This window comes from Marinifaba aquimaris, assembly GCF_013328345.1.
Lineage (GTDB): Bacteria > Pseudomonadota > Gammaproteobacteria > Enterobacterales > Alteromonadaceae > Marinifaba > Marinifaba aquimaris.
In genome coordinates this window covers 1-26,175 of the sequence record NZ_JABULX010000019.1, presented here as the reverse complement: position 1 = coordinate 26,175, position 26,175 = coordinate 1, and the positions used below count along the sequence as shown (strand labels likewise).

General features: G+C 40.2%; 18 protein-coding genes and 1 pseudogene. 16 read left to right on the top strand and 3 right to left on the bottom strand.

From position 1 onward, the window contains the following. Positions 1-85 precede the first annotated feature (85 nt). On the top strand, positions 86-2,773 hold the full coding sequence (locus HR060_RS12395; RefSeq protein ID WP_174200614.1) for a TonB-dependent receptor: 2,688 nt from the start codon (positions 86-88) through the stop codon (positions 2,771-2,773). Positions 2,774-2,924: 151 nt separating this feature from the next. Continuing rightward, positions 2,925-3,356, top strand: coding sequence for a hypothetical protein (locus HR060_RS12390; protein WP_174200613.1), 432 nt, complete (start codon positions 2,925-2,927; stop codon positions 3,354-3,356). Between the two features lie 34 nt (positions 3,357-3,390). Here the strand turns inward: HR060_RS12390 and HR060_RS12385 are convergent, their stop codons facing one another. Continuing rightward, a complete protein-coding gene (locus tag HR060_RS12385; RefSeq protein WP_174200612.1) occupies positions 3,391-3,987 on the bottom strand; it encodes a PilZ domain-containing protein in 597 nt (198 codons plus the stop codon). Positions 3,988-4,089: 102 nt separating this feature from the next. Between HR060_RS12385 and HR060_RS12380 the strand changes: the two genes are divergently transcribed. From HR060_RS12380 to HR060_RS12355, 6 genes are all read left to right on the top strand, one after another. Beyond that, positions 4,090-5,319, top strand: coding sequence for a lipoprotein-releasing ABC transporter permease subunit (locus tag HR060_RS12380; RefSeq protein WP_174200611.1), 1,230 nt, complete (start codon positions 4,090-4,092; stop codon positions 5,317-5,319). 15 nt (positions 5,320-5,334) lie between these two features. Next, on the top strand, positions 5,335-6,015 hold the full coding sequence (gene lolD, locus HR060_RS12375; RefSeq protein WP_174200610.1) for a lipoprotein-releasing ABC transporter ATP-binding protein LolD: 681 nt from the start codon (positions 5,335-5,337) through the stop codon (positions 6,013-6,015). Positions 6,016-6,018: 3 nt separating this feature from the next. Further along, positions 6,019-7,272 carry a lipoprotein-releasing ABC transporter permease subunit LolE gene (gene lolE / locus HR060_RS12370; RefSeq protein WP_174200609.1) on the top strand — a complete coding sequence of 418 codons (1,254 nt, stop codon included), beginning with the start codon at positions 6,019-6,021 and terminating at the stop codon, positions 7,270-7,272. A 122-nt stretch (positions 7,273-7,394) separates the two neighbouring features. Beyond that, complete coding sequence (gene rnd, locus HR060_RS12365) at positions 7,395-8,528, top strand: ribonuclease D (protein ID WP_174200608.1); 1,134 nt, start codon at positions 7,395-7,397, stop codon at positions 8,526-8,528. Positions 8,529-8,588: 60 nt separating this feature from the next. After that, positions 8,589-9,713 carry an N-acetyl-alpha-D-glucosaminyl L-malate synthase BshA gene (bshA, locus tag HR060_RS12360; RefSeq protein WP_174200607.1) on the top strand — a complete coding sequence of 375 codons (1,125 nt, stop codon included), beginning with the start codon at positions 8,589-8,591 and terminating at the stop codon, positions 9,711-9,713. Positions 9,714-9,760: 47 nt separating this feature from the next. After that, positions 9,761-12,010, top strand: coding sequence for a cation:dicarboxylate symporter family transporter (locus HR060_RS12355; RefSeq protein ID WP_174200606.1), 2,250 nt, complete (start codon positions 9,761-9,763; stop codon positions 12,008-12,010). A gap of 258 nt (positions 12,011-12,268) precedes the next feature. Here the strand turns inward: HR060_RS12355 and HR060_RS12350 are convergent, their stop codons facing one another. Next, on the bottom strand, positions 12,269-13,237 hold the full coding sequence (locus HR060_RS12350) for a PstS family phosphate ABC transporter substrate-binding protein (protein WP_174200605.1): 969 nt from the start codon (positions 13,235-13,237) through the stop codon (positions 12,269-12,271). Positions 13,238-13,424: 187 nt separating this feature from the next. After that, positions 13,425-15,176, bottom strand: coding sequence for a sensor histidine kinase (locus HR060_RS12345; protein WP_174200604.1), 1,752 nt, complete (start codon positions 15,174-15,176; stop codon positions 13,425-13,427). 108 nt (positions 15,177-15,284) lie between these two features. Between HR060_RS12345 and HR060_RS12340 the strand changes: the two genes are divergently transcribed. From HR060_RS12340 to HR060_RS12305, 8 genes and pseudogenes are all read left to right on the top strand, one after another. After that, entirely contained in the window at positions 15,285-16,529 is a 1,245-nt protein-coding gene (locus HR060_RS12340; protein WP_174200603.1) for an exonuclease SbcCD subunit D C-terminal domain-containing protein, read from the top strand. Then, positions 16,530-20,390 carry an AAA family ATPase gene (locus HR060_RS12335; protein ID WP_174200602.1) on the top strand — a complete coding sequence of 1,287 codons (3,861 nt, stop codon included), beginning with the start codon at positions 16,530-16,532 and terminating at the stop codon, positions 20,388-20,390. A gap of 204 nt (positions 20,391-20,594) precedes the next feature. After that, complete coding sequence (phoB, locus tag HR060_RS12330; protein WP_174200601.1) at positions 20,595-21,284, top strand: phosphate regulon transcriptional regulator PhoB; 690 nt, start codon at positions 20,595-20,597, stop codon at positions 21,282-21,284. Positions 21,285-21,287: 3 nt separating this feature from the next. Continuing rightward, entirely contained in the window at positions 21,288-22,583 is a 1,296-nt protein-coding gene (gene phoR / locus HR060_RS12325) for a phosphate regulon sensor histidine kinase PhoR (protein WP_174200600.1), read from the top strand. Positions 22,584-22,731: 148 nt separating this feature from the next. Further along, a complete protein-coding gene (pyrC, locus tag HR060_RS12320; RefSeq protein ID WP_174200599.1) occupies positions 22,732-23,760 on the top strand; it encodes a dihydroorotase in 1,029 nt (342 codons plus the stop codon). Positions 23,761-23,950: 190 nt separating this feature from the next. Further along, on the top strand, positions 23,951-24,826 hold the full coding sequence (locus HR060_RS12315; protein ID WP_174200598.1) for a 6-carboxytetrahydropterin synthase: 876 nt from the start codon (positions 23,951-23,953) through the stop codon (positions 24,824-24,826). Next, a complete protein-coding gene (locus HR060_RS12310) occupies positions 24,819-25,643 on the top strand; it encodes a M23 family metallopeptidase (RefSeq protein ID WP_246283158.1) in 825 nt (274 codons plus the stop codon). Before HR060_RS12315 ends, HR060_RS12310 begins: the two co-directional genes overlap by 8 nt. Before the next feature lie 107 nt (positions 25,644-25,750). Then, a pseudogene (locus HR060_RS12305) lies at positions 25,751-26,175 on the top strand (helix-turn-helix domain-containing protein); the annotation flags it as partial.

Sequence of the window (26,175 nt, the reverse complement as noted above, 5' to 3'; positions counted from 1 at the left end):
TAGGTAATGTTATGTTGCAACATAAAAAATTCAAAATACAAGCATTAGGCCGTCCGGCTACAAAATTTTTTGGGATTTAAACAAAATGAATACTTTCCGTTTGTCAAAAGTGGCACTTGCGTTATCTGCTGTTGCCAGTTTTCAAGCAATGGCAGACCAAATCAAAGGTCGCGTCGTTGATGCAAAAGGCAATGCTATTGCAGGTGCTGAAGTTGAACTCGTTGGCCACAAAGGTAGTGTAAAATCTGGTGAAGATGGGCAATTTATCATTGAGCATCAACACAAAGGTAACTTTGAATTACACGTAGAAGCACCGGGTTACTCACACAAAAATGTACGTTTAGACAATGCACACCAGCAAGTTGCGGTTATCGAATTACACTCAAGTGTATTTGAAGTGATTGACGTTGAGGGCACTCCACTTCACGCATCTATGCTTGAGTCTGCTATTCCTGTCGATGTAATCGGTGGCGATGAACTTCGCAACAAACAAGCAACAACATTAGGTGAAACGCTTAAAAATGAATTAGGTGTGCAATCGAGTTACTTTGGCCCAACAGTTGCCAGCCCTGTTGTTCGTGGTATGGATGGACCACGTGTATTGATCACGCAAAACAGTCTAGATGTAGCAGATGCTTCTCGTGTCGGCCCTGATCACCTTGTTTCGACTGAATCGTCAACGGCTACACAAATTGAAATCCTTCGCGGCCCTGCTACGTTATTCTACGGTAGTGGTGCTATTGGTGGTGTGATTAATGTTGTTGATAATCGCGTGCCAAAAAGCAATGAAACAGAAGGTGAGTTTAACTTAAGCTACGCTGATGTTTCAGAGCAAAGTACTGCTTCATTTAACTTCACTTCTGGCTTTGACAATATTGCTTTTAATATCGATGGTTACTGGCACGACAGTGATGATGTCGAAGTACCTGCTAACCCAGAACATCACGAAGACGAATCAGAAGAAGAGCACGAAGAGCACGCTGATTTTGATGGCACAATTGCCAACTCTGATAGTGAAGCTATTGGTGGTAGCTTAGGTATTAGTTACTTACTAGATAATGGCTACTTTGGCTTTTCTTACGGGGTAACTGATAGAGAATATGGTATTCCGGGTCATAGTCACGCAGGTCATGATCATGGCCACGAAGACGAGCACGAAGACGAACATGAGCACGCTCATGAAGATGAACACGATCATGATCACGAAGACCACCACGATGAAGAGCATCACGAGGAAGAAGATGTTTATGCGGATCTAAAACAAGACCGCTATCAGTTTATTACAGAGCTTGAGTTCGACTCAGAGTGGATTGCGGGTCTTAACGGTAAAATCGGTTACACAGAATACGAGCACAAAGAAATTGAGCACGGTGAAACAGGCACTGTATTTAGCAATGATACTACTCAAGTAAAAGTCGATTTATTAACTCAGTCACTTGGTGGCTGGCGCGGTGCATTAACGTTTGACTACAAGAAAGTAGACTTTGATGCCATGGGCGCAGAAGCTTTTACTCCGCCATCAGAAACAGAAAGCTTTGCTATAGCTTTAGTTGAAGAAAAACACTTTGGTGATGTACTTGTTCAATTTGGTGCACGTGTTGAAAGTGTAGAACTTGATGCGGGTAGCTTCCATTTTGATGCTCATCACGAAGATGAGCACGGTCATGAAGATGAGCACGGTCATGAAGATGAGCATGGTCATGAAGATGAGCATGGTCACGAAGATGAGCATGGTCACGAAGATGAGCATGGTCACGAAGATGAGCATGGCCATGAAGATGAGCACGGTCACGAAGATGAGCACGCTCATGAACACGAGCATGATCACCACGATGATGAAATGGTACATTTTGGTACTCAAGATTTCACGCCAGTAAGTTTATCAGCAGGAATCGTCTGGGAATTCACACACGGCTATAACTTAGGGGTTTCACTTACTCACGCTGAGCGTGCGCCATCTGCAAGTGAACTTTTCTCAAATGGTTTACATATAGGCACAAGTACATTTGAAGTGGGTGCTTTATATGAAATCCACGAAGAAGATGGTGAGTACCACATTGAACAAGCAGACCACGGTGTAACTGAAGAAACATCAAATAATATTGATATCACGCTTCGCAAATTTGAAGGTGATTTTGGCTTTGTAATCAATGCTTTCTATAACCAAGTTGACGATTACTACTACCAAGCTGATTCAGGGCTCGTTTTCCATGATGGTCATATTGAAGAAGAAGATCACCATGATGAACATCACGATGAGCACGAAGGCCATGACGAGCACGATATGCACGCTGAAGAAGAGCATGAACACGAAGGTGAAGCTTTGCCTATCTATGTGTTTGAACAAGCTGATAGCGAGTTCTATGGTATTGAATCACAATTTGTGTGGCAGGCTACTTCTGAGCTAAAAGCGACAATTCAGGGTGATTACATCCGTGCTAAGTTAGATGAGGGTGGTAATTTACCGCGTATCCCTAATGCTCGTTTAGGCACAATTTTGGACTATGAAGTCCACAATTGGGATGCACAATTGAGCATCATGCACCACTTTGAGCAAGATGATACTGCTGAAGAAGAAACGTCAACTGACAGCTTTACTATGGTTGATTTAACCGCTAGTTATCATTTTGACTTATCTGGTGTAGATACAACAGTTTACGCAAAAGCAAACAATATCTTTGATGAGGAAGGTCGAGTACATTCGTCTTTCTTAAAAGATAAGACGTTATTACCTGGTCGTGGTTTTGTACTAGGTGTTCGCGGTTATTTTTAAGCCTCGAAAAAAGTAAAACCACTATAAAAGGCGCTTAAACAGCGCCTTTTTTGCATCTGCGATTATGTGCTATTTATTTCGAGTGATCTTGATATACATCAAATAAGCAAAGTGGTATGCTCAGTTAAATGGTGCTAGGGAGATAGCAGTTTTGAATAAATACCCATATAAAACCAAGTTTTCATTTACGGATGGCGCCAGTGACTCCAGCTCAACTTTTATCGTTGTAGTGGGGGCATTAACTTCTATTATTTGTTTTGCTGCCGGTAGTGCTTTTTCTGAAAATGGCGAGCAAATATTTGGCTATTCACTTATCCTTGTTTGTGTATTTTGGCTAATCAACTTTTTTGGTAAGCGTTATCCTGCTTTTCACTTCATTAACTCTGTCATTGCTTTAGGTGTGGCGTTGGTGAGCTGCAATTTAGGCATCAAAGACTTTTTATCAGATGACTACGCGCAAAGTGCTGCGGCGGCCATGTACCTCATTATATTGCTTTATACCTATGGCGTTGCAATGTTTGAATTTAAGCTTGGTAATAAACAATACAAAGCCAGAAAAGCAGAATTAGAAGGCCAAGAGTAGTATTGGCTTTTTAGCTTAATAATAAACGATAGGCTTAGCTAGCTTCAGCCTGCTTAGCCTTTTTCAGTGCTCGCAATTGCCTGCTTTGTTCGTGTAAAGCAGCCGTCACCAAAATGTCTCGATCGTCTTCTCGAATTTGGGTATACACCCAAGTTGATAAATACGCTTCATCGTCAAGCTGCTCTTGTTTGATCAGCTCCGCATAGCAATATACGGCACTGGCTTCGGTTGTTAAGAATATCTTTACTTTAGCCGCTTGGTGCAGTGTATATTGATGCTGATGTACTAAAGTAAATCCACCCGCACTGAAGTCTTGAGTCAGTTGTCGGTTATCAATTTCATCCTCTTGCGAGAGTATATACGACATGATCAAATCAATTTTTTGCGTTTGTTTTTGTAAATAATTAGCAAGTTGATCCGCCCCCGGTCCCAAGTGTCTAATTGCATTTAATGATTGTGGGTCAATATCGGTAACATCACTGGCTAATTTAAAAGCAAAAGGCATTTCAGCAAGAAAAGCAGACTCTGAATTTGCGAGCGTATTGGCATCACATAATTCGAGGTTAATTTTTACCGCGAATTTTTGGCTGAAATAATCTGTATACGTTTGGAATTTTTCGTCGTCTGTCATATCAATACAAGCTTTTACTTAGTTTTCTGTTATTATCCATGAACTTACTTAATCTTAACGATTAAGCTCACTTTAATTTCAATAATAGACTATGCCTCATTTATGTTTTATCCGCTAAGTTTTTTTATTGCCTCGCGCTATAGTCGGTCAAAACAAGCGCAATCTTTCATCGCCTTCATTACTTTTTTCTCTGTTGCAGGAATAACCCTTGGTGTGGCTGCTTTGATCACCGTTATTTCTGTGATGAATGGCTTTGAAGGAGAATTAAAAAAGCGTATTTTAGGTGTAGTGCCGCATATTTTGATTGCCGAGCACAACGCTAATAATCAACAATTGATAACCAAAGCGCTTGACGCTAACCCGCAAGTTAAAGGCGTGACTCCATTTTTACAGACTCCGGGGATGTTGCAATCGAGTAAAGATTTATCAGGCGTTGCTATTCAAGGTATCTACCCTGATAAGTCTGCCGATTTAGCTTTGATTGCTCAGTCTATGATTCAAGGCCGTTTTGATGATCTGACCGCTCGACAGTATCAAGTGATAGTTGGTCGCCAGCTGGCACTGAAAATGGGGGTAAAGTTAGGTGACAAAATACGTCTACTGATCACAGATAGAGTGGTTTATACCCCTATGGGCCGTTTACCTGTTCAAAGAAACTTCACTGTGACCGGAATTTATGATTCTGGCTCTGAAGTCGATGGCCATGTTGTTATTACCCATATAAATGATCTAGCGCGTTTGCTAAAACAACCTGTTGATGATGTTAGTGAACTAAGAGTTTACTTAAACGATGCGTTTGATTCTAAACAGGTCAGTGCAGCGCTGAGCCAACAATTCCCAGATGTTAAGATTGAAGATTGGCGCACCAGTCAAGGGAAGTTATTTGCTGCAGTAAAAATGGAAAAGAACATGATGTGGCTGATGTTGTGTCTAATCATTGCGGTAGCTGCATTTAACATCGTTTCAGCATTAGTTATGGTTGTCACTGAAAAGCAAGGCGAGATAGCAACCCTTAAAACGTTAGGTTTAAATGCCGCTAAAGTACAAGTCATCTTTTTACTACAAGGTTTGTATAAAGGGGTACTCGGTGCAATTTTAGGTACAGCGTTAGGCTTGTTATTGGCTTATGGGTTAAATGATTTCCTTCGTATTCTAGGTATAGGCATATTCTCTACACCGGGTTATTCACTCGGTGGCTTACCTATTATCGTGCAGTATCAACAAGTTGCTTGGGTGGCGGTATCAGCCATCGGTATGAGTTTACTCGCAACTTTATATCCAGCGTATCGTGCAGCTAATACTAAGCCTGCCCATATTTTACGTTATGAATAAATCAGAATAATCGCCATGACTAAACCAATCTTAATATGTAAAAATATCAGCAAAACCTTTAACGAAGGTGATTCTGAACTACAAGTGTTATCGGAGCTTTCACTACAAGTAGGAGCTGCTGAACACTTAGCGATAGTAGGTAGCTCTGGCTCAGGTAAAAGCTCGTTGTTACATATTATGGGGGCGTTAGACTCTCCTTCATCTGGTCAGGTGCTTTTTGATGGTTTAGATGTGCACCAGCTAAATGAGAAAAAACAAGCTGAATTTCGTAATCAAAACCTAGGATTTGTTTATCAATTCCATCATTTACTGGCTGAATTTAATGCGCTGGAAAATGTCGCAATGCCGCTTTTAATTGCTGGCAAAGACATCAAACAAGCCCATAACCAAGCTCAATCAATGCTAGACAGAGTTGGCATGACGCATAGGTTAACTCATTTACCCGCACAACTTTCTGGTGGTGAACGTCAACGAGTTGCTATCGCCCGGGCACTCATTAATCAACCTCGTTTAGTACTTGCAGATGAGCCAACTGGTAATTTGGATCAGAAAAATGCCAAAGCCATTTTTAGTTTGATTGATGAACTTAAAAAAGAACTGGATACGAGTTTTGTATTTGTTACCCATGATCTTGAATTAGCCAGTCATATGGACAGGCAGCTTAAGCTCGTTAATGGTCATTTAGAAAGAGAGTAAGGGATGGGGCGTTTACTGTATTCTTTTTTAGGTTTAGCAGGCTTAGTGGGCTGGCGTTACGCTCGCTCATCGAGTAAAAACCGATTCATTCGATTTATTTCCGCATCGTCTATTATTGGTATCGCGCTGGGCTGTGGTGTACTTATTTTAGTTTTATCGGCCATGAATGGTTTTGAGCACGAACTTAAAAACCGGTTATTGTCTGTTGTCCCCCATGTTGAATATACGGCGGTTGAAAACGAAGGTTTACAAAATTGGCAGGCCGTCGCTAAACAAGTAAAAACACATCCGTCTGTAGAGGCAATTGCACCATTTGTTAAATTTAATGGCATGTTGCAGCAAGGCGAAAAAATCAAACCCGTCGCGGTTTCAGGTATAGATTGGCAATTTGAAAAAGAAGTCTCTGATTTAGCTAATTATCTCGCCGTAAATGAACTCAATCAATTTGTTGACCACGGTGGCATGTTATTGGGAGCCGGCTTAGCCGAGTCTTTAAATGTCAAAGTAGGCGATAGTATTGAGTTATTGGTTCCTAAAATTTCAGCTACAGGAAAGTTAGCAGCACCTAAAGTTATTCGCCTTTCGGTGGCGGGTATTTTCAAATTAGGCGGACAATTAGATTATCTCCAAGCCTATATACCGCTTAACAAAGCCAAAGAAATCGGTGGATGGCAACAAGGCGTACAAGGGCTTAGGCTTAAGGTTAATCAAGTATTTGATGCGCCTTATGTCGCTAGGCAAGTGGGTTATGATTTACCTTATTATGTTTATATCAGCGATTGGACCCGTGAATATGGGCATCTTTATAATGATATTCAGCTTGTTCGAACGGTCATGTATTTGATTCTGACGTTAGTCATTGCTGTAGCTTGTTTCAATATTGTATCGACTCTAGTTATGGCTGTTAATGAAAGAGCAGGGGATATCGCTATTTTGCGGACTATGGGTGCAACACAAGCAAGTATAATTAAAAGCTTCACCTTACAGGGCTTGTATAATGGCTTGATTGGTGTGTTCTGGGGAACCAGTCTTGGTGTGTTAGCGACTCTGTACTTATCCGATTTGATTGGCGCGTTAGAATCTGCGCTTGGTATGCAGTTTTTATCAGGTGATGTGTATTTTATCGATTTTTTACCCACTCAATTGCAAGTTCAGGATGTGATATTGACGGTTGTTGTCGCGATAATTATGTCAACGTTAGCAACTTTATATCCTGCGTTTCGTGCAAGTCGATTACAACCTGCTCAAGTGCTTTAAATATTGCTGGCTGATAAAAAGTTCAGTATCTAGGGTGCTGCGCTTTTTAAGCCTTGATATACTTAACTTAAATACAATTGCTCGGTTTATGCTTCATAACTCAGCCTAATTAAGAATTTTTCATGTCATATATCCTTATCGAAAACCAAGTTGAGTTAGACAAACTTGCTGACCATTTAATTTATCAAGCGGCGATTGCTATCGATACCGAGTTTGTTAGGCAACGTACTTACTTCCCTAAACTGGGTTTGATTCAAATTAACTGTGGGCAAAATATTTATCTAATCGATCCTGTTAATATCCAAAATTGGCAATCATTAGTTAATGTTCTAATTAGTCAAGATGTGGTTAAGGTCATTCACTCTTGTAGTGAAGACATCGAAGTATTTAAAACTGCAATGGACTGTAAAGTTGAAAACTTTTTTGATACTCAAGTTGCAGAAGCGCACCTTAATCAAGGTAATTCTCTTGGCTTAGCTGTGTTAGTTAAGCGCTATCACGATATTGAAATGGATAAAGGGCAAGCCCGCACCGATTGGTTGCAACGCCCATTATCTGACCAGCAGCTAGCCTATGCCGCTGACGATGTTCGTTATTTGTTGCCTATTTATCAGCGACAAGCTGAGCAATTAGGTGATGAAGGTTTAGCGCGTGTTACCCAAGATGTTGACTTAATTGTTGATAAAAAGCACACAGATGTTGTGCCTGCACTTGCTTGGCGTGATATTAAGTGCAATTGGCAAATGACACCTAGACAATTGACGATTTTAAAAGAATTAGTTGAGTGGCGCTTAGGCAATGCGATTAATCGCGATATGGCAGTAAACTTTGTCGTCAATGAGCGCAGTTTGGTGTTATTAGCTGAGCGAGCTCCGACAAGCTTAAACAGCATGAAGCACATCCCTGGTATACACCCAATGGAAGTGAAAAAACACGGTAAAGCATTACTTGAATGTATTTTACGTGGTAAAGCGGTAGAGCAAAAAGATTGCCTGCCTCGAGTACCGAGATTAGCAGAATCGCCTCGTTATAAAGCGTTATTCGCTGAATTGAAAAAAGTGATTCAAAAGTTGGCAATAGAGCATGATGTAAGTGTCGAGCTATTGGCAACTAAGCGTATGATTAATCAGTATATTGCGTACAAATGGGACTTTTATCCGTGGGTTAAAGAAACAATGCCTGAATTGCTGCTTGGGTGGCGAAAGGACATTGTAGAAGATGCACTTTCGACTGTTATGGATAGTTATCGAGATTAATTGTCATATTCCAAAGCTATGCTAGATTATTCTTAGGGATATGAATAATTTAGCATAGCTATGAAAATTGGAATTGTTTGCCATCCTTCGATAGGTGGCTCAGGTTTAGTTGCTACACAACTAGGGATAGGTCTAGCGAAGTTAGGCCATGAAGTTCATTTTATTACCCGCACCATGCCATTTAAACTCAATGGTTATGAACAAAATATCCATTTTCACTCCGTTGCGGCAATCCATTATCCGTTATTTGATGATTCGCTTTATACCTTTGCACTAACCGCTAAAATTGTCGAAGTTGTGGAGCAACATAAATTGGATTTAGTGCATGCTCATTACTCCATACCACATTCTTTATGCGCTAATTTAGCAAGCCAAATTGCCAGCCAATCGTTCCCAACCGTGACCACCATCCACGGTACGGATGTTACGGTTTTAGGCCATGATAAACCACTTTACCCGTTAAACCGTTTTAGCATTCTTAGTTCGTCTCTTGTGACTACAGTGTCTAATTACCAAAAACACTACTTACTTAAACACTTTGATTTGAAAGACTTAAAAAAAGACATTCAAGTAGTACATAACTTTATTGATTTAGATGTATTTACACCTAACAACGAAAACATTAAGACTCGCCGGGCCATGGCCAATGATGATGAAAAAATCATCTTGCACGCTTCTAATTTTAGACAAGTTAAAAATACCTCGGGTGTTGTGAAAACTTTTGCCAAAGTGGCCAAGCAAATTAAAGCTAGGTTAGTGTTAGTCGGCGATGGCCCTGAAGTTGCGGAAACAAAGGCGTTGGCAGAAAAGCTAGGTATAGCTGATAAAGTTAACTTTTTTGGCAAAGTCCAACACATGGAAAAAGTCATTGCTAATGCTGATTGTCTATTCCAACCCAGCTATTTTGAGAGCTTTGGCATGGTTGCATTAGAGGGAATGGCTTCGGGGGTACCTTGTGTTTCTAGCCAAGTGGATGGCATTCCTGAAGTGATTAAACACGGTGAAAATGGTTTTATGGCGCACCCTGATGATCATGATGAATTGGCGGGATATTTAACGGAAGTTTGTTGCGACTCGCAATTGCACGAACAACTTTCTCAGACCGGTTTGCAAATGGCAAGAGCACATTTTAACTGGCAAGATAAAATTGAAGAATATCAGGCTTGTTACCGAAGCTTGCTCTAAACTTAGGTAATGCACATAACATTTCAATAATAAAAAGATAATCGAATATGGCTGAAACAACCCAAGATGCGGCACAAAAAAGTGCAGCAGAAACAGAAGACAATCAACCGGATAATAACAGTGTAAAAGAAAAGAAAAAGCTCAGTATGTCGAGCATAGTACTGATTGCTTTTGGTTTAGGGATCGTAGCGGGTTTGTTTTTCGGTGAAACGGTCGCGTGGATGGGGGTTATTGGCGATGCGTTTATCAAGTTGCTGCAAATGACGATAATCCCCTTTATTATCGTCTCGTTAATAACAAGCCTTGGGCGTTTGTCTTTTGAACAAGCAAAGTCGCTAGGGGCTAATGTCGGTAAGCTAATGCTGATCATTTGGGGCTTAGGTTTACTCGCTATTTACACGATTAAATTTACTTTCCCCGAATGGCAAGCCGGTGCCTTTTTCAGTTTAACAGTGCTTGAAGACCCACAAAAAGTAAATTTACTCGACTTATATATTCCTGCTAACCCCTTTTACTCGCTGTCTAATTCTTACATACCCGCTATTGTCGTTTTCTGTGTTGCCACCGGTATTGCGCTGATTTCCATTGATAATAAAGAGTCATTATTAACACCACTTGATTTGTTGGGCAGTGCTTTTAACAAGGTTACTGCAGCTATTGTTAAATTGATGCCGCTAGGTATCTTTGCCATGACTGCGGCAACCGCAGGAACGATGGAGTTAGCTGAGTTTCAGCGACTGCAAGTGTATTTTATCGGTCATATCGTAATGACGATTATTCTTACCTTCTTTGTGTTACCAGCAGTTGTGGCCATTATTACGCCATTCAAGTACCAAGATATTGTTGGGATCGCAAAAGATGCCATGATAACGGCCTTTGCCGCGGGTAATATTTTTATCATTTTGCCTATTTTAATCGAAAGAACAAAAGAGCTTTATGCGAAGTACGATATTGCCAGTAAGGATACTGATAACTATGCCAATATCATTATTCCCGTGGTATTTAGCTTTCCTAATTTAGGCAAGTTATTAACCGTTGTTTTTGTTTTATTTGCAGCATGGTTTAGTGGTCAAGACGTTGATTTAATTACGTATCTTCCCATGGCTTTTAATGGTTTGATCAGTTTATTTGGCAGTGTTTATTTAACCATTCCTATGCTACTTGATGACTTAGAGCTACCAACTGATTTATTTCAACTTTATGTTGTATCGAGTTTATTTACTTCTCGTTTTACCTCGTTATTAGCGGCAATGAATATTTTTATTCTCGCAGTAGGTGGGGTCGCAATGTTGGCTGGTATTGCCAAAATATCTAAAGCTAAGCTGATTTTTTACAGCGTGCTTACACCTATTGTATTTGGTGCTAGCATTGGGGTCAGTGCGATCTTTTTATCTGGCATTGTTAACACTGAATACAAAATGGATTCGGTTGTCGCCAATATGAAAAGCTCTCAGGTATTGCCTGAAATTGTCTCTAAATATAACTGGTTACCTGTGCCAACAGATCAGGTAACGGAAAAGGACAAGCCAAGAAGTTTAGCCGATATTAAAACAAGTAAAGTACTTCGCATTGGCTACAACCCAACACAAGTACCATTTTCATACTTTAACGCCAAACAAGAGTTGGTCGGGTTTGATATTGACTTGGTCAACCGCTTGGCTCAAGAGTTAGAAGTGAGCCTAGAATTCATTCCATTTATGAATATCGATGTCGAGAAGGCAATGAATCAAGGTAAAGTCGACATTGCTATTTCTGGCTTGCAAATGACATCTGAGCGCATTCAACATTATGCATTTACCAATCCCGTACTCAATTTGCATTACTCTCTTGTCGTTAAAGACCATCGAGTAGACGAGTTTGAATCACGAGAAGTTATTCAAAAACAAGATGTTATTCGCATTGCAACGGTAGGTGAATACGAAATTCAGCGAGAGCTCAAACAACGTTATCCCAATTTGAAATTTGAAGTCATTGATTCTGATAATCAATTTTTTACTGATAAAACGGATAAGTGGGATGGCTTGTTGATCAGTCTTGAGGCTGGTAAAGCATGGAGTATGCTGCATCCAGAGTATACAACCCTATTTAACAGCAAAGAGTTAAAATCTTACCCTTCGGCTTATGCCGTGGCAAAACACAACTATGAACTGCTCAATTTTATGAATGCATGGCTTGCGTTGCAAAAATCATCGGGTGAGCTTGATAAGCACTACAATTACTGGATATTAGGTGAAAATGCTGTGCCAAAAACACCAAGATGGTCGATTATCAAAGACGTTTTAGGCTGGGTTGAGTAAGACTTAAGGCTAAGTGATAACACCTTAGCTACAGCTAAAACGATTAGAGCGCAACCTGGTTAATTTAGTTGTGTACTTGTGCTTTTATAAAGTGCAAAACAATATGAAGGGAGTTATTGGGCTAGTTTCATAAAAGTGTAAGTACATTTTTACTTAGTAAAGTCGCTATCGCTTTTAATGGTTATGACTGACTCTGCACTTTACATCAGACATAAAAAAACCGCCTAAAGGCGGTTTTTTTATATTTGAAACGTTAGGTTATTTTAAACCAAGCTTTTTAAGTTCTTTTTCAGCAACTTTACCTGGGATTGGGATATAACCATCTTTCTCAACGATGTATTGACCTGTTTTAGATAATACCATCTTTAAGAATTCAGCCGTTAATGGGTCTAAAGGCTTGTTAGGGTGCTTGTTAACATAAACGTATAAGAAACGAGAAAGCGGGTAGTTACCTGCAACTGCGTTTTCAGTTGTTGCGTCGATGTAGTTAGTACCTTTTTTAGCTAGAGGAACGGTTTTAACACCAGAAGTTAAATAACCGATACCTGAGTAACCAATAGCGTTTAAAGAAGAAGAAATTGACTGTACAACCGATGCAGAACCTGGTTGCTCGTTTACGTTGCTCTTGAAGTCACCTTTACAAAGGCCTTTCTTTTTGAAGTAACCGTACGTACCTGATACTGAGTTACGACCAAATAACTGGATATCTTTACGTGTCCAGTCACCTGTTAAACCTAAATCACCCCAACGAGTAATATCAGCATCAGCACCACATTTACGTGTAGTTGAGAAGATAGCGTCTAATTGCTTGATTGTTAAACCTTGGATTGGGTTATCTTTGTGAGCGAATACTGCTAAAGCATCAATTGCAACACGAACAGGAGTTGGCTTGTAACCAAAGCGCTCTTCGAATGCTTCTTTTTCTTTAGACTTCATTTTACGGCTCATTGGACCGAATTGCGCTGTACCTTCTGTTAATGCTGGTGGAGCAGTTGAAGAACCCGCTGCTTGAACCTGAATTGTAACATTAGGGTAAGTACGCTTATATTCTTCAGCCCAGAAAGTCATCATGTTTGCTAAAGTGTCAGAACCTACTGAAGAAAGTTTACCTGAGATACCACTTGTTTTTTGGTACTCTGGTAAGTCATCGCTAAGTGCTAGAGCTTGAGCTGAAACAAGCGTTAAGGCTGTGAAGCCTAATGAACGTACTAAAGATTTTAATTTCATTATTGTTACTCCGAGAGACAAATGTCATTCCGTATTAGTTTATGCTGCTCAGTCTATGTCGGTTTTGTTTCATTAATGTGACATTGAAAAAAAAGTGTAGCAAATAAGCAATATTTCTCGACTGATAGCAGCTATATTAGTGGAGTAAGATGACAGAAATAAAAAAAGCGGCTTATCGCCGCTTTTCTTAAATAGGGTTTACTTGCGTGTTAATGGGGATATCAATAACAAAGCTAAGGCCTTTTCCAAGTTCACTTTCAGCGTTTATTTCACCGCCGAGTGTTTGCCTTACTAGGTTGTAAGTAATGTGTGTACCTAAGCCGCTGCCGCCATTCTCACGTTTAGTTGTAAAGAAGGGATCAAATAGCTGGCTTAAGACATCAGCACTTACACCTTTACCATTGTCTTTGTAAAGAATAGAAATGTGTTCTTCATCAACTTGATTGACGGTGATATCAATTTGCCCTTTATCAATTTCTTCAAAACCATGGATCACTGAATTCATGATCAAGTTAGTAAATATTTGTGATATAGCACCAGCAGGGCAGCGCATATTAATATCAGCAGGGCAGGTTAAGTTGATATCGTGCGATGTCTTTTTCAATCTAGGTTGTAACGACTTGATCACATCTTGAATATAGCTCTTAAGTTCGATGGTACGGATTGCGTCACTCGTTTGATCCACCGCAACTTGTTTAAAGCTATTCATTAAATCTGAAGCGCGTTTTAAATTACTTGAAACCAAGCCTAGGCTCTCACCTGCGTCCGCAATGAATTTCTCCATATGTTTAGGCGTAAGAGTTTTATCTTCAAACTTAGTTTTAAGTGATTCTAGTTGATCATTTAAAAATGAACTGGCTGTTACCGATACACCTACTGGTGTATTCACATCATGCGCGATACCTGCAACTAAACCTCCAAGTGAAGCCATTTTTTCTGACTCAACCAGTTGGCTTTGAGCTTGTTTTAACTCGCGTAAAGAACGCTCAAGCTCTTTGTGTTTACTCATAAGTTGATCTTCGGCACGACGGCGAATATCAATTTCATCTCGTAATTCATTTCGGCCGCGTTCAAGCTCTTGCTTTTGTGATTCAAGGTCAAGCATGGCATGGCTCAAGGTAGAGGTCTTTTTCGCAACCTCTTGTTCCAGCATTAAGTTGTGTTCATCAAGCTTGTTATTGGCTTCAATAAGATCGCGCTGCGCCGTTTCTAACTTTTGATTGTACACATCCAACTCATCAATCAACTTGTTGTATGCATCCGTTAAAACTTTTAATTCATTACCTTCTTCAAATGGGTAATCGATTTTAGATTGTTGCAGCCTTTCCATGTCAAAGGCATCAATTTGCTCAGTAACATCGGTTAGCGGTTCGCTCAACAAGCGTTTAAACGAGCCTAGGAACAAGAGTATTAGAACCGTGGTTTTTAAAAAGGCATTACCAACAAGGAAGTAAAGACCAACCTCGATACGGGAGATAATGACATCGCGAGAGGAAATCAGTGTTACATCACCGACTTGAGTCGCACGACCAGAAAATTCAAAGATAAGCGGGAAGGTATAACCAAATAAACCGGATTGGTTTTCTTCAAGTGTCGCGCCTTCGGTGCCATATTGGATATCGATGTCGCCCGATTCAATTTGGCGGCCCATCTCCGTGATAATTTGACCGTTTTCATCACGAACGACTAAGCCTTCAATCATGGGAATTGCTAATAAACCTTCGGCAATAGTTACTGCTTGTTGGGTGTTTAATTCCCATATGGCACGGGTTAAACTACCACTAAAGGTTTTTTGCAAGGTTTTCAATTCACCTGCAATGTGTTCCTTAGCATTAACATATTCAGCGGCGATCTGAATTAAGGTCACCATGACCGTTAATACAAAGTACACCGATAAAACTTGCGAAAGTAGCTTGCGAGATAAGCTTGTTGTTTTCATTTAGGCTTTTCGTTTATGCTGCTTAACTTTTTATTAATTGATTTATAACTAATTTTTCACTCATTTACACGCTTAAGTTGTAAATAATTGTGATATTTCACGGTTCTTATGTTTCGTATTTTACACACATCTGATTGGCACTTAGGCCATTCATTGCATGGCTTTTCCCGTGAACAAGAACACCAAGCTTTTTTCACTTGGTTACTAGAAAGCATAGCCGAGTATCAAGTCGATGCATTATTAGTTGCAGGCGATTTATTTGACTCAGCCAATCCGCCAGCCAAAGCATGGCAGCAGCTTTATCAGTTCTTAGCCAAGCTGCGTCGACAATTCCCCGATATTAATATTGTCCTGACCGGTGGAAACCATGACTCGCCAACGCGAATCAATGCCCCCCATCCTTTATTGCAAGAGTTTGATGTTCATTTAATTGGTCATTTGCAAAAAACACCTGATGGCATGATTGACAGCAAGCACATTATTCCACTTTATGACAAAGAGAAAAATGTCCAAGCGATGGTGGCTGCAATTCCTTTTTTACGAAGCTGCGATTTATTACAAAGTGAAGGTAAAGATACATCTTTGGAGCAAGGCTTTGCGGCGGTTTATCAACAAGCTCACCAACAATGTCAAACGTTTTTGGATACTCAGCAGTTGCACGTACCTATTATTGCGATGGCTCATGCCTATTTAGTTGGGGGGGAGTTATCACCTTTGAGCGAAAGAAAGGTTTTAGGTGGCAACCAACATGCTATACCAGCAGGCGTGTTCGAACAGCACTTTGATTACAGTGCGCTAGGTCATCTTCACCTTGCACAAAAAGTGGCAGAGAATGATTGTATTCGATATTGTGGCTCACCCATTCCTTTATCTATGTCTGAGCACAATTACCCGCATCAAATCCGTTTGGTTGATATTAAGTCTACCGACCAAGGCTTTGAGATAAATACTCAAAGAGTATTGATACCGAGGAAACGGGATATGCTGATGATTCCGGTTAAACCCAAGCCTTTGACTGATGTACTTGCTCAATTAGCAGCGTTAGAAATTGATCGAGAGATTCCTGCTCCTTTTGTACAAGTTAATGTGTTACTTGATAAACCGGAACCTTTGCTAAAAGAGCAAGTACAGCAAGCGATTGAAGGGAAAAATTTAGTCATCACCCGAATTGCAGCCAGTTACCCTGAGAAAAAAGCAAATCAAAAGTCGGTTGTTGTCAGTGAAAAATTAGATGACATGACGCCTGAGAATGTATTTAGTCAATATTACCAACAAACCTATCAACAGATGCCTGAGCAGGAACTTATCAGTGCTTTCCATCAGATTGTTGATGCGTCAAAAAGCGAGTCTTAAATGAAAATTTTGACCATCCGCGGTGAAAATATTGCCAGCCTAGCTGATAAATTTGAAATTGAGCTCGATGAAGGGATCTTGGCCCAATCTGGGCTGTTTGCTATCTCTGGGCCTACTGGCGCAGGTAAATCCAGCATATTAGATACACTCTGTTTGGCTCTTTTTGACAATATCCCACGTGTAAATAAAGCGAAAACACTTGCCGCGACACTATCTGAAGGGACTCAAGATGCATTAAAAACCAACGATATCAGAAACATCGTAACGCGAGGTGCAATCTCAGCCTTTGCTGAAGTTGAGTTTATCGGTTGTGATGGTCTGACTTACCTGGTTAATTGGTCAATTCGAAGAGCTAGAAATAGTCAGACCGGACGATTGTTAGAGCCTCAAATTACTTTGTCTTGTTTATCGGGTTCACCGTTTGATGACAATTCGCTTTTTAGTGGCAAAAAACGCGAAACGCAGGAAAAAATTGTTGAGTTGATTGGTTTAAATTATGAGCAGTTTAGACGTGCTGTTTTACTTGCCCAAGGTGATTTTGCAGCGTTTCTAAAAGCAGATAGTAAACAGCGCTCAGATCTATTAGAAAGGATGACGGGTACCGAAATCTATTCAGATATATCTAAACAGGCGCACACTAAAGCACGAGAAATTGAGCAAAATATTGCTCAATTAACGTCTCAATTAAAAAATGACGATTTACTTGATAAAGAACATTTAACAGAGTTAACCAATCGCTTTGGTGAGACTAAACAAGCAAAACTGGCTATTGAACAGGTGCTGGGTGAATTAAAAACTTGGCAACACAGTTATAACCAATCAGTACAAGAGCAAGCACAGTTAACTGAGTTACAAGACGCTTTTAACCAAGCGAAACAAGCATTGAACAGTGCAGAGCAGGACTCAGAAAAGTTGGCGCTTTATGAGCAAATTCAACCTCACTTTCATTTAATCGCGCAACTTGAGCAGAATCGAACGCTTTTAGCTAAGCAGACGAGTGAATCTCAATCAGCACACGATAAGATAAAAAAGTGTGAAGTAGAATTATCAGCACTTGCAAAGACAATCCAACAAGAACAACAGCAACAAAGCCAATTGACGCAGGTTTTTGCTCAAGCACAACCCGAAATCGAGCAAGCTCGGCAACTTGATATAGAAATTGAACACCTAACCGAGCAGCAACAAACTTTGCAAGATCAGGCAGAGCAAGAAAAAACGCAACTTATCGAACAAGAAACCAAGTTGGCTCAGTTCAACGCTGATAAAAAAGCATTAACGGATACCCTAGCTCAAAACCAGCATTGGCTTGAGCAAAGAGCTGGCTATCAGGTGTTAGTACTGCAATATGAAACACTTATTTCTGCTGCCAAGCAGTATGCAGCTTTGTGGCTGGAATTGAATCATACCGAAAAAGAGACGGAGCGATTAACTCAATTAAAAGCTGAACAAAAGCATCAAAATACTCAAGTTAAGAAACAAGTTGAAGATTTAGCGCAGCAACAGGCACTAATGCAATCACAATATGAACAGGCATCCAGTCAATATCTTGAATATTGTCAACAAAATGGACTGGATAGCGCTTCAATTGAGCAAATGCTAGAGAGTCACAGCCAACAACTTAATTTACTAGCTGAATTGGGACGAAGCCAAAAGAGTATTGAACAGATTGAAGGGAAAGTGACAGCTGCTAAATCTGAGTTATCCCAATTAAAAGTTGCGCTTGAAAATCAGCAGCAGGAAAAATTAACACTAGAAGCTGAGCAGCAAAAACAAAGTGCAGTCGTTGATGCGCACCTCAATGCCAAAAATACGGCCAGCCAAGTGCTAGATTTGACGGTTTTAAGAGATGCACTAAAACCTGATGAAGCTTGCCCGCTATGCGGCTCGACTGCTCACCCATACAAAGATGACGCACCGAGCCAAAAAATTGTTTCAGAGTTAGAGCAGCAATATCAACACGCGCTCGCTTTACTTGAAACTAAAACGCTTGCGGCTCAACAAAGTTCACAAGCTTATATTCAGCTAGAGACACAAATTAATTCTCAGCAACAAAAATATGTCGATTTACAGTCTGACTTGCAACAAGCCTCTTATGACAAAGAGGATATTTTTTCAAAAGGTCAAATTGCAATTGAAGTTGATGAGCAGAGTCGCTTAATTTGGCAGAACAGCCAAGCAGATGAACTAAGAGCGATTTATAAGCAGCTACAAGCGCAAGTCAATCAACTCAATGAGCATAAACAGCAGCTTAATTTACTACAAGAGCAGCAACAACTGGCGCAATCGAACATTGCAGATATTCAAAACAAACAAATAAGCCTGCAAAATCAGTGGCAACAACGACAGGCTGAATTTGCTCAATTAGACAAAAACTTAGATATTAGCGCTGAGAACGTATCTAACCTTAATCGACAAATTGCTCATTTAGCCGAGCAGGTCAAAGTACTGCCGCAATCGGAAGCCTTTTTGGCGCATCAATTATCGAGTGGTGCAGAAAATGATTATTTTAATTGGTTAGAAGCAGAGATTGGCCAGTACAAACAACTCTCTACTTTGGTTGAAACTCAGCGCCAAGAGCATGAAAAATTAAATTTGATGTGCCTTGAACAAGAAGGTGCGATTAAACATTTTACAGCAGCACATCAGCAAAATATCCACCAACTGTCACAATTTACTCAAAAACTCAGCGACTTAACGGCTTCACGGATAAAACTGTTATCAGGGAGAATGGTCAATGAGTTTATTACAAAAGAACAAGAGAAAATTGACAATATTCAAAGTAGGTGTGAGCAGTTGATTGAACAACATCAACAGCTAAGCCAACAGTTGGGCAACATGGAAGGGCAAAAGCAACAAATTGACGAGCAATTACAGCAGCTTAATTTGACTATAAATAGTCAACGAGTCAATTGGCAGCAAGTACTTTCAGCGATTGAAGTCACAGAAGATATTGCTATCGAGTTGGTTAACCTACCCAAAGATTGGTCGGTGAGTATAAAAGAGAAATTAAAAGTACTGAGTACTGAAGTTCAAACAGCCGATACTAAAGTCAGCTCGGTTAAACAAAGGCTAACGAGTCTTAATAACCAATTGATGACTGATGCAGGTCATCTTGTTCAAGCAACTGAAATTAAACTTGGCAAAGCCAATGGCTTATCTTTTGATGTAAATCAGGCTGAAAATACTCAAGATGCAGCACTTTCGATTAATGCCTTCAACACACAACTGAACAGCCGCTTAGCAGAAGTTGAGCAGCAAGTTATTGATATTGAAGTGAAACTTAAACACGATGAAAAGTTAAGAAAAGAGCAAGAGTCACTTACTGAACAAATAGCATCAGCCCAGGAAAAAGGTGCGGTATTTTTACAGTTAAAAGACTTGATTGGCTCAGCCGATGGTCATAAATTTCGCAGCATAGCTCAACATTTTACTTTACAGCATTTGGTCGCTATCGCTAATGTGCACTTGAGAGATTTAGTTCCTCGTTATCAGTTGCAAGTTGTACCTAATGCCAATATGGAACTACAAGTTTGTGACAGTGATTTAGCTGATGCGGTGCGAAATGTAGAGAGCTTATCAGGTGGGGAAACCTTCTTAGTCTCATTGGCACTGGCGTTGTCACTTTCATCGTTATCGTCCAATCGAGTAATTGTTGATTCACTTTTTATCGATGAAGGTTTTGGTACATTAGATCCTGCTAGCTTAGATATGGTGATTGCATGTTTAGATTCATTGCAAGCGCAAGGGAAGCAAATAGGGGTGATCACCCATGTTCAATCTATGGTTGAGCGCATTGGTGTACAAATAAAAGTAACACCAAAAGGCGGTGGTCATAGCTCGCTGAATGTCATAAATATGTAAATTTTAACTGTCATAAAATTGCTTGTATCATTTTGGGCTAAACTGATTTAATGTTTCAGTTTTATGACATTTTGTGGGGTTGGATCTGGGTTTGTGCAAGAAAAATGTCAAATTAAGTTCATTTTTCTGATGTGTTTTAATTAAACTGTCACAAAAGACTCTAATAATAGCCCCAAATATTAAACAACCAATAATTAGAAAGCTATGTCACGACGTATCCTAATAGTAGAAGATGAAGCACCAATTCGTGAAATGTTAACTTTTGTTTTAGAACAAAAAGGTTATCACACGAGCGAAGCTGAGAACTTCTCTCAAGCTTTAGATCAACTAGATGAACCTTACCCTGATTTGGTTCTTCTTGACTGGATGATCCCTGGAGGAACTGGACTTCAAGTCGCTAAACATATCAAATCGAACGAATTTACCCGTAATATTCCTATCATCATGTTAACAGCACGTGGTGAAGAGGAAGACAAAGTACGTGGTCTAGAAGTTGGTGCAGACGATTACATAACTAAGCCTTTTTCTCCAAAAGAGTTAGTGGCTCGTATTAAAGCCGTTATGCGCCGTGCAGCGCCTACAAGCAGTGAAGAGATCATTGAAGTGCAAGGTTTGAAACTAGACCCTGTTTCGCATCGCGTCAGTGCATCTGATGAAGCGCTAGATATGGGACCAACAGAATTCAAACTTCTTCACTTTTTTATGTCTCACCCAGAGCGTGTATACAGCCGTGAACAGTTACTAGATAACGTTTGGGGCACGAATGTATACGTTGAAGACCGCACTGTTGATGTGCATATTCGTCGCCTGCGCAAGGCTATTTCGCCGCAAGGTCACGACAAATTAATCCAAACAGTTCGTGGTTCTGGATACCGTTTTTCTGCAAAAATTTAATAAATGACAAGAATAGAGCATTACTCTAAGTTTATAACGCGCCTGCTTATGCTGGCGCTTATAGCGCTTGGTCTCGGCTATTTATTCGACCAAGTTATTTTATTCCTTTTTATCTTCTCCTTTTTAGTACTCGCTTGGTTCACTGCCAATATCATCCGTTTACACAATTGGTTATGGATCCGAAAAACACTTTATCCGCCGCAAAGTAAGGGCATATGGCGTGGTATCTTTGATGGTATATACCGTATTCAAAAAAAGAACCGTTCTCGCCGTAAAGAGCTTGGCGGTATTTTAAAACGCTTCCGTGACGGTGCAGAATCCATCCCTGATGCGGTTGTAGTCATGCAAAGCCATGGTCAAATTGCATGGAGTAACAAGCTCGCTCAGCATATGTTAGGTGTTCGTTGGCCCGAAGATGCTGGGGTGCGTATCGATAACCTGATTCGCTATCCGCGATTTACCCAAGCGTTCGAGAAAAATGATTTTGATGAGCCTCTTTTAATTCCTGCGCCTAATAACCCTAACCGGGTGATTGAAATTCGTGTCGTGCCTTATTCATATCACGAATATATGCTGCTTGGTCGTGATGTGACTCAGTTACAGCAGTTAGATCAAATGCGAAAAGACTTTATTGCCAATGTCTCGCATGAGCTGCGAACTCCTTTAACTGTGTTACAAGGTTATTTAGAGATGATGCAAGACCCTGATATGCAAGGGTTTACGAGTCCAAAAACACTGACCACCATGGGACATCAATGCGATCGCATGATGAACTTAGTCAATCAGTTATTGACCTTGTCACGCATTGAGGCGAATAACGACAATGTTTACGAAGTAAAAGTAAATGTGCCTCAAATGTTAGGCATGATTGAAAAAGAAATGGAACAGCTTAACTTTGATCGTGGCCATCAGTTAACGTTTGATATTGATGCTGATTTAGTGGTTTACGGCTTAGAAGATGAGCTTCGAAGCGCCTTTACTAACTTAATTAAAAACGCTATTCGTTATACGCCAGATAAAGGTGAAATTCACGTTTGTTGGCAACGTACAAGCGGTGGCGCACATTTCTTGGTACAAGATAATGGTGAGGGTATTGCGCCTCAGCATTTAACTCGTTTAACTGAGCGCTTTTATCGAGTAGATAAAGCGCGTTCTCGTGATACCGGTGGTTCTGGTTTAGGTTTATCTATTGTTAAACACGTACTTAATCACCATAAATCTCAACTTATTGTTGAGAGTCAACAAGAGCAGGGCAGCTGTTTCTCTTTTACCTTACCAACTGACATGGTTGTTAAGTAACCATGTTCTAATACGGCAAGTTAAGTATTTAGCTTGTCGTATTGCCGCTACAAAAGCCATATAAACCTCTCAACTTACCTGACTTAGACTTTACTTCGGCTAAACTAAGTTTTAGGATCGCCCCAAATTTTTGACCTGAGAAATGACCATGACAAGTTTAACTATTACTCGCCCAGACGATTGGCACATCCATTTAAGAGATGGTGATCAATTAAAAGATACCGTACGTGACGTTAGTCGCTACATGGGCCGAGCTATCATTATGCCGAATTTAGTACCGCCAGCGACAACAACAGAAAGAGCTCTGGCTTACTATGACCGCATTATGGCGGAAAAGCCGCAAGGTAATTTTGAACCGTTAATGGTGTTGTATCTCACTGATCAAACGTCACCTGAAGAAATTCGCCAAGCCAAAGCATCTGGTAAAGTTTTTGCCTGTAAGTTATACCCAGCTGGCGCAACCACGAACTCAGATTCGGGCGTTACGGATATCGAAAATGTTTATCCTGCATTAAAAGCAATGCAAGAAGAAGGCATCTTGTTGTTAATTCACGGTGAGGTGACTGACTCTTCAATTGATATTTTCGATCGTGAAAAAGTATTTATCGAAACGAAATTAAGTAAGATCGTTACTGATTTCCCAGATTTAAAAATTGTACTTGAGCACATCACTACTAAAGACGCTGCTGAGTTTGTTGCCAGCGCCGGTGATAATGTTGCTGCGACAATTACGGCTCACCACCTGCTTTACAACCGAAATCATATGCTTGCAGGCGGTATTCGCCCTCATTACTACTGCTTACCAATTTTAAAACGCAACCTTCACCAAGAAGCGTTAATTAAAGCAGCCACTTCGGGTTCTAAAAAGTTCTTTCTAGGTACCGACTCAGCACCACATTTGAAAGACAAAAAAGAAGCGTCTTGCGGTTGTGCTGGTTCATACACAGCGCACGCTGCTATTGAACTATATGCTGAAGCATTTGAAGAAGCTGGAGCACTTGATAAGTTAGAAGCATTTGCAAGCTTTAACGGCCCGGACTTTTACGGTTTACCGCGTAACACAGACACGATCACTTTAATAAAAGAAGCTTGGAATGTACCTGAGTCTTACCCATTAGGGAATGATGTGGTTGTGCCAATTCGCGCAGGTGAAAAAATTGATTGGGTGGTTAAATAAACCCCAATCATAACTGTAACTGGGTATGATCAATTACAAAGGCTACGTATGTAGCCTTTTTTGTATCTGTAAAAAGCCAATAATTGTCATTTATTTGTAATACCTATAATGAAATTAAGTATTTGAAATGGCTTTTTCAGGTTATACTTAGCCGATATTTTTATCGCTTTTTTTCGGGTATTTTTCCTTCATGCATTTATTCGTTAATGATTTAACCGTAATCGACTTTTCTTATCTAGACACTAAACGAGGTATCGTTGGCGAAAGCTGGATTGTAGATGTTGCATTGATCGGTGGCTTAAACGAGCAAAATATGGTGCTCGACTTTGGCATAGTCAAAAGCCAAATTAAGAAAATCATTGATAATGAATTTGACCACAAATTGCACATCCCAGAAGATGCTGGCGCATTAGTGGCCAATGAACACAAAGGCGATAATCAAGACATTACATTTAAGATGGATTCTGGCGATCTCATCTATGTTTCTGCTCCGCCATCTATGTATTGTTTTTCTCAAACTCAGCAAATTACCATTGAAGATTTACTCCCTGTGATCAAACAAACGGTCATGTTGCATATGCCAGAAAATGTGAATGATGTGCGTATTAGTTTGCGAGCAGAGCAAATTAACTCTCCTTATTATCACTACAGTCATGGCCTTAAAAAGCACGATGGTAATTGTCAGCGTATTGTTCATGGACATCGCTCTAAGGTAACGGTATTAACGGATGAACAACCTGATGGTCGTTGGCAGATGTATTGGCAAGACAGATGGCGTGATATTTATATCGGTAGTGAAGATGACTTATCTCCACAAACTTTAGTAGCAGTATGTCAGCAGCATAAACTTGAGCAAGATGCATATGTAGGGTTTGCTTATACCTCTTCACAAGGTGATTTTGCGCTTGTTATCCCTAAACAAATATGTGACGTAGTAGATAGAGACACAACGGTTGAGTGTTTAGCAGAATACATGTTGGAACAAATGCTAGCCGTTGAGCCTGAAACAAAATTTGAAGTTCATGCATATGAAGGCGTATCAAAAGGAGCGATTGCCATTGCTTAAAAGAATTATTCCGGCTTTAGGTTTGTTGTGTTTATCAATGAACCTTCAAGCTGCCACTTATCAATACTCAGGTGCAGTAAAACCTGGTGGTTATGTACTGGGTACATTGACCGATTGTCAGTCTTTTGAATTAAACGGTATTCAAGCAAAGTGCGCTGAAGATGGTCAGTTTGTTTTGGGTTTTGGTCGTGATCGTCAAGGCGAGCAGACGGTTACTTTTACCCTTAGCGATCAATCTAAAGTGACTAAAACGTTTGATTTAGGTTCGCGCGAATATGATGTGCAACGAATTGAAGGCGTCGAAAAAAAATACGTTAGCCCACCTAAAGAAACGCTGGCACGAATCAAAAATGACAACAAACAAATTGGTGCAGCGCGAAATGTTGTTTCTACTTTAAATGGTTACAAGCAAGATTTTATCTGGCCTGCGCAAGGGCGTATCTCTGGTGTATTTGGTAGCCAGCGCGTCTTCAACGGTACGCCGAAAAGGCCTCACTTTGGTTTAGACGTTGCCAATAAAACCGGTACACCCGTAATCTCTCCAGCAGATGGTGTCGTGACATTAGCCCACCCCGATATGTACTACTCGGGTGGAACACTGATTATCGATCACGGTGCAGGGCTTACATCAACTTATATTCACTTATCTAAGATTGATGTAGCTAAAGGCGATGTGGTTAAACAAGGCGATTTAATCGGCAAAATTGGCGCCACAGGACGAGTCACTGGCCCACATTTAGATTGGCGCATTAACTGGTACTCTGAGCGTTTAGACCCCGCTTTTTGGGTACCAGCTGGTGGCAATCAGCCTCAGTAAATTATCCTCTTTCAAATAAAAAAGCCCTGTAATACAGGGCTTTTTTTATGGTAATGACCCGTCCTGAATAAGGTTGACACTTTTCCAACTTCAATTTGGAGAAGATAATGAAACCAATAACTAAGCGTACACAAAAAGATTATTCACTTGCCTTTAAACTATCTGTCGTTGATAAAGTAGAAAAAGGCGAATGTACTTACAAACAAGCTCAAAACCACTATGGAATACAAGGGGCTTCAACCGTTTTAACTTGGCTTCGCCGATATGGTCAACTAGATTGGAGTAAAGGTACTCCCAATCATATGAATGAGCTTCCCCTTATGTCTAAACCCAATGATTTAACACCCGAGCAAAAAATCAAAGCCCTCGAAAAAGAGCTAGAAGATACCAAGATAAAAGCACAATTCTTTGAAACGATAGTCGATGTACTTGATAAAGATTTCGGAGTACGTATCACAAAAAAGCAACGCAACGCGTTATTGAAGAAAAAAACATAACCAAGCTATCTGTCAGTAGAGCTTGTCGTTATCTC